12 protein-coding genes are annotated in these 13,614 nt (G+C 31.0%); 10 read left to right on the top strand and 2 right to left on the bottom strand.

What is annotated here, in order from left to right; translation table 11 throughout:
- Positions 1-4: 4 nt before the first annotated feature.
- Positions 5-307, top strand: a complete 303-nt coding sequence (locus CDH49_RS01990) for a hypothetical protein (protein WP_100613629.1) — start codon at positions 5-7, stop codon at positions 305-307.
- Position 308: 1 nt separating this feature from the next.
- Complete coding sequence (locus CDH49_RS01985) at positions 309-872, top strand: GIY-YIG nuclease family protein (RefSeq protein ID WP_100613628.1); 564 nt, start codon at positions 309-311, stop codon at positions 870-872.
- 49 nt (positions 873-921) lie between these two features.
- Here CDH49_RS01985 and CDH49_RS01980 read toward each other — a convergent pair whose 3' ends face one another.
- Positions 922-1,662 (bottom strand): hypothetical protein, encoded by a 741-nt coding sequence (locus CDH49_RS01980; RefSeq protein ID WP_100613627.1) that lies wholly within the window; start codon positions 1,660-1,662, stop codon positions 922-924.
- 43 nt (positions 1,663-1,705) lie between these two features.
- Entirely contained in the window at positions 1,706-2,854 is a 1,149-nt protein-coding gene (locus tag CDH49_RS01975; protein WP_100613626.1) for a PDDEXK-like family protein, read from the bottom strand.
- A gap of 184 nt (positions 2,855-3,038) precedes the next feature.
- Between CDH49_RS01975 and CDH49_RS01970 the strand changes: the two genes are divergently transcribed.
- The 8 genes from CDH49_RS01970 to CDH49_RS01935 all read left to right on the top strand — a co-directional run bounded on the left by CDH49_RS01970 (position 3,039) and on the right by CDH49_RS01935 (position 13,614).
- Complete coding sequence (locus tag CDH49_RS01970; protein WP_100613625.1) at positions 3,039-3,896, top strand: Swt1 family HEPN domain-containing protein; 858 nt, start codon at positions 3,039-3,041, stop codon at positions 3,894-3,896.
- Positions 3,897-3,907: 11 nt separating this feature from the next.
- Positions 3,908-4,909, top strand: coding sequence for a helix-turn-helix transcriptional regulator (locus CDH49_RS01965; RefSeq protein WP_100613624.1), 1,002 nt, complete (start codon positions 3,908-3,910; stop codon positions 4,907-4,909).
- A 62-nt stretch (positions 4,910-4,971) separates the two neighbouring features.
- Positions 4,972-7,413 (top strand): N-6 DNA methylase, encoded by a 2,442-nt coding sequence (locus CDH49_RS01960; RefSeq protein WP_100613623.1) that lies wholly within the window; start codon positions 4,972-4,974, stop codon positions 7,411-7,413.
- Positions 7,406-8,572 (top strand): hypothetical protein, encoded by a 1,167-nt coding sequence (locus tag CDH49_RS01955; protein ID WP_100613622.1) that lies wholly within the window; start codon positions 7,406-7,408, stop codon positions 8,570-8,572. Before CDH49_RS01960 ends, CDH49_RS01955 begins: the two co-directional genes overlap by 8 nt.
- Before the next feature lie 65 nt (positions 8,573-8,637).
- Entirely contained in the window at positions 8,638-9,924 is a 1,287-nt protein-coding gene (locus CDH49_RS01950) for a DUF2130 domain-containing protein (RefSeq protein WP_100613621.1), read from the top strand.
- A gap of 143 nt (positions 9,925-10,067) precedes the next feature.
- Complete coding sequence (locus CDH49_RS01945) at positions 10,068-11,000, top strand: 5'-nucleotidase (protein ID WP_100613620.1); 933 nt, start codon at positions 10,068-10,070, stop codon at positions 10,998-11,000.
- A 3-nt stretch (positions 11,001-11,003) separates the two neighbouring features.
- On the top strand, positions 11,004-12,488 hold the full coding sequence (locus CDH49_RS01940) for a type I restriction-modification system subunit M (RefSeq protein ID WP_100613619.1): 1,485 nt from the start codon (positions 11,004-11,006) through the stop codon (positions 12,486-12,488).
- Entirely contained in the window at positions 12,481-13,614 is a 1,134-nt protein-coding gene (locus tag CDH49_RS01935) for a restriction endonuclease subunit S (RefSeq protein ID WP_100613618.1), read from the top strand. Before CDH49_RS01940 ends, CDH49_RS01935 begins: the two co-directional genes overlap by 8 nt.

The following is a 13,614-nucleotide window of genomic DNA, read 5'->3' as shown; positions in this document are numbered from 1 at the left end:
TTCTATGGTGATAAAAAGAATTGAAGAGAAGCTTTCAGAAATGGAAACTATAATTAATAAAAACGAATTGGATAAAGAAAACACTTATTTCTTAAATAAATTGAAATCTGAAGTAGAGTACTTGTTCCGTAAATTGACATATACAACAGAAAATATTAATGAAAATATGCTTTTAGAAAGACGATTTAGTAATTTAAATAAACGTTGGGAAAATCCACAACCCATAAATGATTCAACCCTAGATATGATGTTTCCAGAAGGACAAGACGACAGCTTTGATATGGTTGATTTTTTTGGATTAGATTAATATGAAGGAGATAATAAAATTTACAAAGGATTTTGAATCGAAATGGAGAACAACAATTGAAAGTATCAATACAAACAATGGATTAAAATCAATCATAGATTCTTTTGATGATAATAGGAAATCTATCAATTCAGAAAATTACAATAAGGTTTTAAAGAAATTTGGTATTTATATTTTTTATATCAAACCAATTAAACCCTATGATCTTGAAATTTTGAAAAATGATTGGAAACAATTTGGATATGATAAGTACCCAAAAATATCGGAAAAAAGGTTTAAAAGTATTATGCCAATTGATGTTGATAAATGGTATCCATTTTATATTGGTAAGGCAGAAAATCTAGGAGACCGATTAAAACAGCATATAACACACAAAGAAAACACACCCACATACGGACTTAAATTAAATGGACGTGATTATTTTAACGCCCACAATATTGAATATTCTTTTTGGGAACTTCCAGATGAATTAGTAAATACAAAAAAAGAAATAAAGCAATTTTTAATGACTCAATTGGAAACTAAGCTTAGAAATCAATTGAAACCTTGGATTGGAAAACAATAGTTTTATTTTATTTTGTTATTAATTTTTTTGCAATTTTTTGTTTAAACACCTATGGTTTATAAACTTCGTCAAGTGAAGAATGGATTTCTTCAAAAGCTGTAATATCATAAATTTTATTTTTTGTTGGTTTTAGAATGGTAAGTTTTATGTTGTTCAGTTTATCTGCCTCGGCAATGTTTTTTGCCATAGCATTGTCACTTAAATTACCTCCAAAAATCACAATAATATGGTACTTTAGTTTAGGATTTACTTTGATATCTAGGGATTTATCAACAGGATAAAGCACATTTGTAACATCAATATTATTATGTTCGTCTTTTTGGTTTAACCAATCTGTCTTGCTGGTAATGGTTGCTTTTTCATGTTTTAAGTCTGTAATGAATTTTTCTTTTTTTTCTAAAAAATCTTTAATATCTCTAATGAATCCTAAATTAGTTTTTAAGTCGAAATAGTGAGTTATTACATTATTTTCATCAATAATAGCTAAATCGGGTTTAAATGTTTTGCCGTTTAAATTATCATTATCAGATTGTATTTTAATTACTTTATCTACAAAGTACTTCACATCAGTTCTGCCAATATATTTTGCTACATATAAAGCAAATAAGTCTTCACAATAACCCGCAATAACATGCGCCATTCCTCTACGTATATTATATCCCCCTGTCCCTTCTATTAATTCACGAGATTTAAATACTTGATAGCGTATAGCTTTCATAAAGCTATCTATAGCTACATCATTTTGGTACCTGTTAAAGTCATGTTGTACCTCTAATTCTGCTCTTGTCATAAATTTTATTTATATTTTTATTTTGAATTTATTCTTTTGTAATTCAGTTATTTAAAGATTTTAAGAATGTTTTTACAAACTTTATTACTTCAACATCCATTGTTGGCATATTTATGTAATCTGAAACTGAAAAGCTTTTAGTGCATCTTACCCACTGACTAGTAGAATCACTCATAGAGAATTGAGATTCAAAACTAATTTTAATTATTTTATCATTAATTGATTTTGATGCCTCTACAGGACTCTCTTCTTTTGCAGGGTTCCAGAAGTGAATGTTTACAGAGCCATCGGGTTCAAAAACCACATCTAATTTAAATTTATCATTACTTTCAAAAAAATCTTCATAAAGTATATGGTTGTCACGATATCTATTAGATTTTGTGAAAGGGGTATAATTGTCACCTATTTCACGAACAAACTCATTAGTCCGGTGTCTGGGAATACCATCACTTAATGTTTTTATTTTATTAATGCGTTCAATAAGTTCTTTAGTGTTTAAAATTTCATAAACATCATGCATTACTTTTTCTTCCATACTTTCGTAAGCTAAATAGATTAATAGTTTTTTATATTGAATTAATAAGGAACGGCTATCATTATTTTCACATAATGCTATACAAGGCACTAACCAGTTGTTTACCAAATTTCCTTCTAGGTTTGAAAATGCTTGTATATTACAAACAGGAATAATTATTGGGATACCAGCTACAGGGGCATACTTCAACTTATTTAAAGAGAGATAAACAATACCAACAACCTCCAAGTGTTGACTTTTACACCAGTTAAAATATCTTAGTAATTGGTTATCTTGGTCTGGAGCATTGTTTATTTTGTTTTCAATAATTATTACTTTTTTGTTTTCCAAATCTACAATGCTAATATCTAGCTTAGCAAGTTCTTTATGAACTTTAGCGTTTTTAAACTCTCCTAAATTAACATTAAACTTATTGGGAAGGTTGTTTAAATATCTTAAAAAAGCATCTAAAAATTTACGACCTTCAAGATGTGGTCCTTCTGGATTGAGAAGGTGGTGTAAAATGTCACTATGAAAATTCTCGAGTTGTGTGCCTGATTTGGATAGTGTAAAGATGTTAAATTCATAATGAACCTTATCTTTAAAAATAAGGGCTTGTTGTTGTAATATATCTCGTAATTTTTTATCATTTACAATTTCTAATAATTTTGACTTCATTTTTTTAATTCAAAAGTATGTATGTAATTCGCCAAAACATGGCGTTCTTCTTTTTTAAAAGATTCCAATTATTATTAAGGTACTAAAATCAATATTAAGTTTTTTTATTGTTTTTAAAACTACGAATTACTTTCATAAATAACTATGCATATCTTATATTTGAAGGAAAACATTTATTAATGAGATGAAGATAGGAGAACTGGTTAAAGCATACATTCCAAAAATATTTCAATATTGTGAAAATACTGATCAAACTGAAATAGAACGTTTAAAAGATAAAGATTATTCCAATAAAACCTTTGAGATTAACTATCCATTTTGTTCTATTAATGAAAAAGCCGCATTAAACACAAAAAGATACTGGAAAGATTTATATCAAATCAACGGTGAGTTACTTAGAATATCTAGTCAGTGGACAATTAAGCATAAAGAGAAATTTTTGATTTATTTATTAGATCATAATATAATTACTGAGATAGAGTTTAAAAATCTAGACATTAAAGTCCAAGCGCAACCAAATACTGCAAGCACGTCAACAATAAGAAAGCCTTTAACGGCATTAGCAAAGGCACAAAACCTAATTATAAATTCAGAGAAGTATTTTGATATTTCGCTTATAGAAGAGGCGAACTTCATGAGCATTCAGTACCAAAAATTTTATTGCTTAGAACGATCAATAAGAGATTTGATACGTGTTAATCTTGAAAGTGCATATGGAAATAACTGGTGGGATACTTTAGATGATGTAGTAAAAAGAAATGTAGAAATGAATCTAAAATATGAGCTAGACACAACACACACCAAGAGATCTGAACATAAAATTGATTACACCACATTTGGAGATTTACGTAAAATAATAAATTCAAACTGGATTATTTTCGAACCTATGTTTAACAGGAATTTAACCTCGGTTAATGAGGTAATGATTGATTTAAATAGATTACGGGTTCCTATTGCTCATTGTACCCCTCTTGCAGAAAAAGAAATTAAGAGGTTAGAGATACGTATGGATGATTGGCACGATCTATTAGTAGATTTTTAAATGATTAAATAATGGCAAATAGTAAACACGCACATTTAAGATATAATATTTTGGATTATTGCTTCCGTAATAGAAACTTCAGTTTTGATGCACTTTTAAATTTTTTAAACACTAGAATTGAGAACTATTATCCAAATGAAAATATTTCAATTAGAACTTTACGAGATGATTTGAAATTATTCCGTGACAAGAAGAAGGGTTTTGGAGCACCTTTGCCAGAAAAAACAAGAATATTAAAATATTCAGATCCTAATTTTTCAATAGCCCAGAGACCATTGTTGGAATACGAGCAGTATTTAATTGATGCGGCACAACAACTTTTAGGACGTTTCGAGAATCATCCAAAATATGATAAACTTGCAGAGGCATTAATTAAATTTCAAGATGAAGAGGAGCAAGAAGAAAATGATCTATCTCAGGTATTATATTATGATCATAATGAAGAATATAAAGGAATTAAGTTTTTAAAACCATTATACTTAGCTATTAAGAAAAAGCAGGTACTTCAAATAAGCTTTAAAGGATTCAAGGATATAGATCCCAGTAGTTTTGAGTTCCATCCACAAATATTAAAACAATATAATAGAAGATGGTTTGTTTTTGGCATAAACAATACCAATGAAATTAAGGATTGGAGTATTCCGTTAGATGAAAGACTAGTTGATTTCATTATTATGAATGATGTTGAATATATAGAATCAGATACAGATTGGGATGCCTTTTTTAGAACAATGGTTGGCGTAGTAAGACCCTTAACAGCGGTTGTAGAAAAAGTTGTAATTCGTTTTTACAACGGCAGGGAACACTATTTTAAAACAAAACCTTTTCAACCTGATTACGAGGAATTTTTCGAAAAAGAGAAACAAGATCAGGTTTGGTTTGAAACCATAATTAATAAAGAATTAGTGCAACAATTGTTATCATTTGGTCTTGATTTAGAAGTGCTTGAACCCGAGACATTAAAAGAACAAATGAGAGTACATTCACAAGCAATGAAAGAATATTATAATTAGTAACTATGCAAATACCTTGCGTAGTTTAATAATTAATTTGCAAAGTTGAATTTTAATAAATTATGAGAGAAGATAGTGTTAAAATAGAAATAAAATTATTGACGACTGAGTTATGGAAGTCTATAACTATTCTTCGCGGAGTATTGCCAGTTGAACATCATCACGTTTACCTATTTTTATTATCAGCATATTATGATGGAATAATTAAAAGAGACTTTTTGCACTGGGGCAAGGACTCACATGAGTTCATACATAGAGCCTTTGAAACCAATTCTAAATATTCTGAATTACTAGATGTTTACTTACCCATAATTGATAATATTCCAGAAGAAAAATTAGGAAGTTTATTAACCTTTTTTTCCATGTTCATCTTTAACATACAAGAAAACAACTTTAATGAAGTATTTGATAATCTATTATTTCGGATAGCTGATGCGCAAGGTAAATATTCTGGAGAATTTTTATTACCTAATGAAATCAGTAGGTTCGTTATAGATGTTGCAGAAGTGCATCAAAGTGCTAGGGTTTTTAATCCTTTTGCTGGTCTGGCATCCTTTGCTACGCATTTATCAAATAAGGAACATTATTATGGGCAAGAAATATCTCAATCTACTTGGGCTTTAGGTAAGCTTAGATTGATGAGACAACAAAGAAATGTTGATATTGATTACCGTATAGAAGATTCGATTCATAATTGGCCTGAATCTAACAGTTTTGATTTAGTGATAGCAAATCCACCTTTTAATTTTAAAATAGACAGGTGGTTTGCAGATTATGATTATAATAGATCTCGGATGACTGCTGAGCAATACGTTCTTAAAAGAGGTCTTGAGTCAATTAATAATGATGGAAAGGTAATTTGCGTAGCCTCTCAAGGCACTTTATTTAAAGGAGGTGCTGAGGGCAGATACAGGCAACAACTTATCGAAAAAGGATTAATTGATACAGTAATCTCTCTACCTGGAGGTTTACTTAAACACACCGGAATAGCAATTTGTATTCTAATTTTAAGAAAAACGATAAACAATGACCGTGTAATTAGGTTTGTAAATGGTAAAAACTTTGTAATTGATAACGGAAGAAGAGATAAGCGCTTAGATAATGACAAATTATTAGCCTATTTGAATTCTACAAACAATCATGAGTTCGTTAGAATAGTTGATATTAAAACCCTTGAAGAAAACGATTATAATCTTAGTGTGCAAAGATATTTTGTTGATGAAATAAAGGGAGTTTGTTTAAAGCAAGTTGTAAAAATAGTTATCGGATTACAAACAAAGGAAAGGAATTTTGGTAAGTTTATTAGAACGAGTAACCTAAAAGATGATGATGCGGTATATACATTAAATATTAATGAAGTGGAAGACAGAGAGCTTCCTGCTCATTCAAAAAAAATAGAAACCTCTTGCATATTAGTTTCTATTAGATGGAAATCCCTAAAACCTACTTTATTTAAGTATTCAGGAATACCAATTTATATTGGTACTGATATTTTAGCTCTTAAAGTACAAAATGAAAATATTATTATTGACCCTAATTACTTAATTACTGAATTAAGATCTTCAGCCGTAATAAATCAAATTGCTGCTTATCAAAATACAGGGGCAATTCCATTTATTAAAAGATCAGATTTATTAGAGATTAAAATTAAAGTTCCATCAATAGAAGAACAGAAGGGAAAAATCAAAGGTATACTTGAGCTTTCTCAAAAATTTGAAGCACTTCAAAACGAAAGAAATGCATTAGCTCACGGACAAAAAGTAACAATTTTTGATGAATTTGCTTCATTAAAACATTCTTTAGGAGCCCCTAGGCAAAACATATTATCAAATGCTAAAAGTTTAATTCGATTTTTTGAATCAAGCGATACCCCGGGTTTTAATGAGGTTAAAAAAAGCTATTCAGATAGATATAAAACCAATTTGCTAGATGACCTTGTGCAAATCAAAGAAGATATAAATCATATCAGTGCAATTCTAGAAAAAGGTGAAAAAGGTTTGTTTTTAGAAAATTATGAATTAAAGCCAACGCCTGTAAAGGACATAAATCAACTTTTAAAAGGATTAAAGAGTTCTCGTGAAAAATTTACTTTGCATTTTGAAAAGGCATCAAATGATGAAATAAAGGGTAAAGCTATACTTGCTAATATTACTTTATTTCAAATACTTTTAGATAATGTTCTGTCAAATACTAATAAGTATGCCTTTAAAGAAGCAAAAGGATTGAATCTAATGGTAATTGAGTTAAGAGTGACCGAAGAAGTAATGCAACTCGAAATTAGAAATAACGGAGAACCATTTCCAAAAAATTATGACAAAAGTAAGTTTATCCAAAAATATTCAACGGCAAATCCTGAAAAAGGAACTGGTATGGGCGGATATGATATCAATAGAATTGCCAAATATTTTAAGAGCGAAGATTGGGAACTAGATTTAAATAATGACACACCTTTTCCAGTTATATTTAAATTTAATTTTCCCATAATACCTATTTTAAATGAGTAAAGAATACAACGTTTTGTGGATTGATGACCAACATGAATCTTTACCTGCGCTCCATAAGACAGCTATAGATTTTAATATTAAGCTATGTCCATACAAATCAATGAATGGTGGTTGCGGAGAGCTTAAAAGCAATATGGAAAAGTACGATGCTGTATTGTTAGACGCTAAGTTTTTTGAAAACGAAACCGATGAACCAGGAACAGAAGACACTAAATGGGTACACCAAACGAAAGATAGAATTCGAGATCTGGATAAAACTTTGAGTTACTTTGTACTTACAGGTCAAGCAAAAACGTATGCTTCTCCAGAATTTCATAATGCTTTCCCAAATGTATTCAATAAAGGAGTTGATGAAGATGAAGACACATTGTTTAACATGCTAGTTAAGGCATGTCAAAATAGAACATTAACAAAGCTAAAACACAAATACCCCAATCAATTTGAAATGTGTACTGATGCTTATTTAGGTAAAAAGCATTTTGATCGATTGCACAATTTGATATTAGAAATTGAAAACCCTAGCACCATCAAAATTGCTCAAGATTCTTTAACAGGGATTAGGAAAATTATAGAAGCAATATTTGCTAAACTAAATGAAATTGGATGTATTCCAGATGATATAATTCAAGACAAAGGTTGGATTAATGGCTCAAGCATATTTCTTTCAGATAAGCATCGTGATTATATTCTGAAAGAGAAAATACTGCACCCGGTAATAGTTTTTAATATTCATAAAATCTTAACCATTACACAAGATGGATCGCACAATGAAGGAAGCAACCTAGGTATAGATGCTTATATGGCTTCAAACTCAAATACGTTTTTATATCAAAGTACAGTGCTTCTTTTGTTAGACACACTACACTGGCTAAAACCATTTATTGATAACAATTCAGTTAAAGCGAAAAATGTAATAAAATGGGAGCATAAACAGCCTGAAACAAATATCTCAGATGCTTGGATTTCTGGTAAAATTATCAGGATTGCAGATAATGGCTGGGGGACATTTCAATCAATATGTAAATCACAACAAATAAGTATACCTCCGAAAATGGTGTCTTCAAGTGGCATGGGCATAAATGATAACGTTAAGATTGTTCTAGAACCAAGTCCAGATGGGACAAAAATGCATGTACGAGAAATTAAATTAGATATATAACTATGCGATCACCCTACACACTTGGATATTATATTTACATCCTAATCAATTAAAAACAAGTAGTCATGAATAAGAATACAACCGTAAAATGTCCAAATTGTAAAGAGGTTTTTAAAGTAGATGATAGTGTATATACTGATATTGTAAAGCAGGTTAGAGACCAGCAGTTTCAAGAAGAGTTAAACAATCGTTTGGAGACCTTTAATAAAGAGAAACAGACAGCACTTCAATTAAAGGAATCTGAATTAAAAAATACTTTTCAGGAACAATTGGCAGAGAAACAACGTGAAATAGATGCTTTAAAATTTAAAAGTAAATCCGAATTGGTTGAGGAGGTTTCTAAAAAAGAAAAGCAGATTCAAGAACTTGAATCTAAAATAGATAGAGCTGAAACTGAAAAGAAATTAGAACTTCAGAATGCAGTAAATGAGCTTGAAAAGCAAAAGAACCAACTTGTTAATGATGTAAAACTTAAAGAAGCTGAAAAAGAGAACCTTGAAAAATCTTTAAGAGAAGACTTTAGGAGGGAACTGGATCACGTAGCCAAAGACATAAGGTTAAAAGATGAAGAAATTGAACGTTTAAAGAATTACAAGCAAAAACTGTCAACAAAAATGTTGGGCGAAACTTTAGAACAGCATTGCGAAATTGAGTTCAATAAGTTAAGGGCTACAGCTTTTCAAAATGCCTATTTTGAAAAAGACAATGATACTTCTGGAGGAACAAAAGGTGATTATATATATAGGGAAAGTGATGTTGATGGAAATGAAATCATTTCAGTTATGTTTGAAATGAAAAACGAAAACGACGAGACTGTAACAAAAAAGAAAAACGAAGACTTTTTTGCAAAACTGGATAAAGACAGAAGAGACAAAGGCTGTGAATATGCCGTTTTAGTGTCTTCGTTAGAAGCCGACAATGAGTTTTACAATACCGGAATTGTTGATGTGTCTTATAAATACGAAAAAATGTATATTATTCGACCACAATTTTTTATTCCAATAATTACCTTGCTCAGAAATGCTGGGATGAAATCATTACAATATAAAACGGAATTGAATATGGTTAGAAACCAAAACGTAGACATATCTAACTTTGAAGACAAAATCAATGAGTTTAAAACAGGCTTTGCGAGAAACTACGATTTGGCTAGTCGCCAATTTAAAACAGCTATAGAGGAGATAGATAAAACCATGACGCACCTTCAAAAAACTAAAGATGCGTTGCTATCTTCAGTTAACAATTTGCGTTTGGCAAATAACAAAACAGAAGAGTTAACCATCAAAAAGTTAACCTATAATAACTCAACTATGCAACAGAAGTTCGATGACTTAAATAAATCTATAGATTAACCCATGATCACAGGAGAAACTAAAAGTAAAATAGATAATTTATAATAAATACTACTGGATATAGCGGGTTACGCTATAGCTCGTATTGAAGGTTTAGAAAAAAGTGAAGAAATAAGTTTAATAGAACAATAGCAATTAACTATATGCCAGTAGATTTATCAGAGATTTTAGTAGTTGGTGTTTCCACAAGGGCTTTATTTGACTTGGAAGAAGAAAATAAAATTTTTGAAGAACAAGGCATTGAAGTGTTCAGAAAACATCAATTAGACAATGAGAATGAATTATTGTTGACAGGAACAGCTTTTTATTTAGTACGAAGTTTACTGGAATTAAATAAAGTAGCCAAAAAGAAGATAGTTGAAGTAGTAGTTATGTCAAGAAACAGTCCTGAAACAGGCATGAGAGTTTTAAATACAATGGAGAAATACAATCTAGATATTACAAGAGTAGCATTTACTGGAGGCGAGCCTCTTGCTCCCTATATTAATGCCTACGATATAGATTTGTTTTTGTCAAAAGATCAAAAAGATGTTCAAACGGTAATTGATAGTGGAGAATGTGCTGCTGCTTTAATTTATAATCCACCCACGTCATTTTCTTCATTAGACCCTAGGGTTAAGATTGCATTTGATGCTGATGCTGTATTATTTTCTGATGATTCTGAATATCGTTTCAAAACTGAAGGAATGGATTCTTTTCATAAATATGAAAAAGAACATGAGGATGATGCTTTAGCAGAAGGACCCTTCGCCAAATTATTGATAAAGCTATCAAAGATCCAAGAACATCTGCCAATGAGAATAGAATATTCACCACTACGTTTAGCTATAGTTACAGCTAGGAATGCTCCTTCTCATAAAAGAGTAATTAAAACTTTAAGAAAATGGGGTGTTTATGTAGATGAAGTATATTTTCTAGGGGGATTGGCAAAAGATAAGATATTAAAAGCTATGGAAGCACACATTTTTTTTGATGACCAAGATTATCATTTAATAGAAAGTTCTAAAGTTGTCCCTTCAGCTAAAGTACCCTACCTAAGTAAATCGAAATTAAATAATATAGAACCTATAAATTAACACATGATCACAGGAGAAACTAAAAGTAAAATAGATAAAATCTGGAACGATTTCTGGACAGGAGGGATCTCAAATCCCCTAACAGTAGTTGAGCAGTTTACCTATTTAATCTTTATTAAGCAGCTAGACGATAAACAAATCCGAATGGAAAAACAGGCTAGCCTATTAGGTGTTCCTATCGACAAACCTATTTACACCAAGGAGCAAAGCCCCTTGCGTTGGAGCAACTTTAAAAATAAAGACCCAGAAATCATGTTCAGTCTGTTTACCAGACCACAACGGGAATTAAATAATCTCACAGCCTTTGACTTTATGAAAACCATTGGTGCCGAAGGTGGTGAATTTGCCAAATTCATGAAAGGTGCCATCTTCATGATTCAATCTCCAAAACTGTTAGATAAGGTGGTTCAGCAAATAGACCAGTTACCTTTAGACAATAGAGATACCAAAGGAGATTTGTACGAGTACATGCTATCTAAAATTGCAGAAGCAGGTACTAACGGACAATTCCGTACACCTCGACATATCATTAACATGATGGTAGCCATGGCACAACCCAAAAAAGACGATATTATTTGCGATCCTGCCTGTGGTACAGCCGGGTTTTTGGTAAGTGCTGGAGAATATATTTTTGATAACCATAACGATTGGTTTCAGGATATAACCTTTAGAGAACATTTTAATACCAACATGTTTCATGGGACAGAGTTTGACCCATCCATGTTGCGAATTGCTGCCATGAACTTGCAATTACACGGTATAGAAACTCCTATACTGACCGGGACAGATGCTTTAAGTGAAGCCAATGGCAAGGTAGAGAACGCCTATACCTTAATTCTGGCAAATCCGCCATTTAAAGGCAGTCTGGATTATGATGAAGTAGAAAGTAGCCTGCTACAAACCACTAAAACCAAAAAGACAGAATTATTGTTCTTAGCCTTAATGTTGCGCACATTAAAAGTAGGTGGTCGTGCCGCTGTCATTGTGCCAGATGGTGTGCTGTTTGGTAGCAGTGGCGCACATAAAGCGATTCGTAAAGCGTTGGTGGAAAACCAAAAATTGGAAGCTGTTATTTCTATGCCTAGCGGGGTATTTAAACCCTATGCAGGAGTAAGTACAGCAGTGTTGTTTTTTACCAAGACCAATTCTGGAGGCACAGATAAGGTATGGTTTTACGATATGAAAGCCGATGGATATAGTTTAGATGATAAACGCAATGCCATTAATGACAATGATATACCTGATATTTTAAAACGCTATAAAAATTTAGAAGCTGAAGCCAATAGAAAACGCACAGACCAAAGCTTTTTAGTGCCTTTTAAGGACATTAAAAGCAACGATTGGGATTTATCCATTAACCGTTACAAGGAAATTGTATATGAAGAAATTGAATATGAAAAACCAAAAGATATCATTGCTGCTATAAAGGAATTAGACAATAAAAGAACAAATGCATTATTAACTTTAGAAAATATTTTGAATGGATAAAAAATTATTTTCTACCCTTTTTAATTTTCAAAAGAAGTCAAAAATTAAAGCAGGAGATGGGTTAATTCTAGAAGATGGAAATTACCCATTTTATACCTCAAGTGATACTTTGACTAAATCATTAAATGATTATCTTTTTGAAGAAGAGAGTTTAATATTTGGAACAGGTGGAAAGGCAAGTGTACACTACTGTGATGGCAAATTTGCTGTTTCAACGGATTGTTTTGTTTGTCAACCTACAAGTAAAACTGATACTTTTGCAAAGTTTGTATTTTATTATTTATCTGGAAATATTCATCTACTTGAAGAAGGATTTAAAGGTGCAGGATTAAAACATATATCTAAAGATTACCTTTCAAATTTAAAAATCCCACTTCCACCACTAGACACCCAAAAAAAGATAGCTGCTATTTTAGATGAGGCAGAAAAACTACGCCAACTTGACAAAAAATTAATAGAAAAATATGATGTCCTTACCCAAAGCCTCTTTGTGGAGATGTTTGGAGATCCTGTGAGTAATCCGAAGGGGTGGGAGTCGAAAAAATTAGGTGATTTAGGCAATTTTAAAAATGGTTTGAATTATACAAAAACTAAAAATGGAATTAAAGTTAAAATATTAGGTGTTGGAGATTTTAAGGATTACTGGGAAATATCAGACTATAATAGTCTTTCAACAATTGAAATTGAATCTTTTCCTTCAGATGGCTTTTTATTAGAAAATGGTGATTTAGTTTTTGTGCGTTCAAATGGAAATAAAGATTTAGTTGGAAGATGTCTAATTACATATCCAAATGGTGAAAAAGTTACTTTTAGTGGTTTCTGTATAAGATTTAGAAAAAACAATCTTGATTTAAATGAATTATATTTGGTTCAATTGATGAGAAATAAATTATTTAAAAAGCATATTTTCAAAAATGGTAGAGGAGCTAACATTCAAAATATAAATCAAGATTTGTTGTCAAATGTAGAAATTCAATTACCTCCAATTGACCTTCAAAACCAATTTGCAGAGAGAGCACAAGCTATTGAAGCCCAAAAAGCCCAAGCCCACCAAAGTTTACAAAAAAGTGAAGAGTTGTTTAACAGCCTATTACAAAAGGCGTTTAAAGGGGAGTTAATAAATTAA

The sequence above is a fragment of the Confluentibacter citreus genome (genome assembly GCF_002807055.1).
Classification (GTDB): Bacteria; Bacteroidota; Bacteroidia; order Flavobacteriales; family Flavobacteriaceae; genus Confluentibacter; species Confluentibacter citreus.
This window is presented reverse-complemented; position numbering and strand designations above follow the sequence as displayed.

Bases quoted from the DNA above. Each gene is read 5' to 3' on its own strand.
- CDH49_RS01990 (WP_100613629.1), top strand. From the start codon at position 5: ATGGTGATAAAAAGAATTGAAGAGAAGCTTTCAGAAATGGAAACTATA.
- CDH49_RS01985 (WP_100613628.1), top strand. From the start codon at position 309: ATGAAGGAGATAATAAAATTTACAAAGGATTTTGAATCGAAATGGAGA.
- CDH49_RS01980 (WP_100613627.1), bottom strand. From the start codon at position 1,662: ATGACAAGAGCAGAATTAGAGGTACAACATGACTTTAACAGGTACCAA.
- CDH49_RS01975 (WP_100613626.1), bottom strand. From the start codon at position 2,854: ATGAAGTCAAAATTATTAGAAATTGTAAATGATAAAAAATTACGAGAT.
- CDH49_RS01970 (WP_100613625.1), top strand. From the start codon at position 3,039: ATGAAGATAGGAGAACTGGTTAAAGCATACATTCCAAAAATATTTCAA.
- CDH49_RS01965 (WP_100613624.1), top strand. From the start codon at position 3,908: ATGGCAAATAGTAAACACGCACATTTAAGATATAATATTTTGGATTAT.
- CDH49_RS01960 (WP_100613623.1), top strand. From the start codon at position 4,972: ATGAGAGAAGATAGTGTTAAAATAGAAATAAAATTATTGACGACTGAG.
- CDH49_RS01955 (WP_100613622.1), top strand. From the start codon at position 7,406: ATGAGTAAAGAATACAACGTTTTGTGGATTGATGACCAACATGAATCT.
- CDH49_RS01950 (WP_100613621.1), top strand. From the start codon at position 8,638: ATGAATAAGAATACAACCGTAAAATGTCCAAATTGTAAAGAGGTTTTT.
- CDH49_RS01945 (WP_100613620.1), top strand. From the start codon at position 10,068: ATGCCAGTAGATTTATCAGAGATTTTAGTAGTTGGTGTTTCCACAAGG.
- CDH49_RS01940 (WP_100613619.1), top strand. From the start codon at position 11,004: ATGATCACAGGAGAAACTAAAAGTAAAATAGATAAAATCTGGAACGAT.
- CDH49_RS01935 (WP_100613618.1), top strand. From the start codon at position 12,481: ATGGATAAAAAATTATTTTCTACCCTTTTTAATTTTCAAAAGAAGTCA.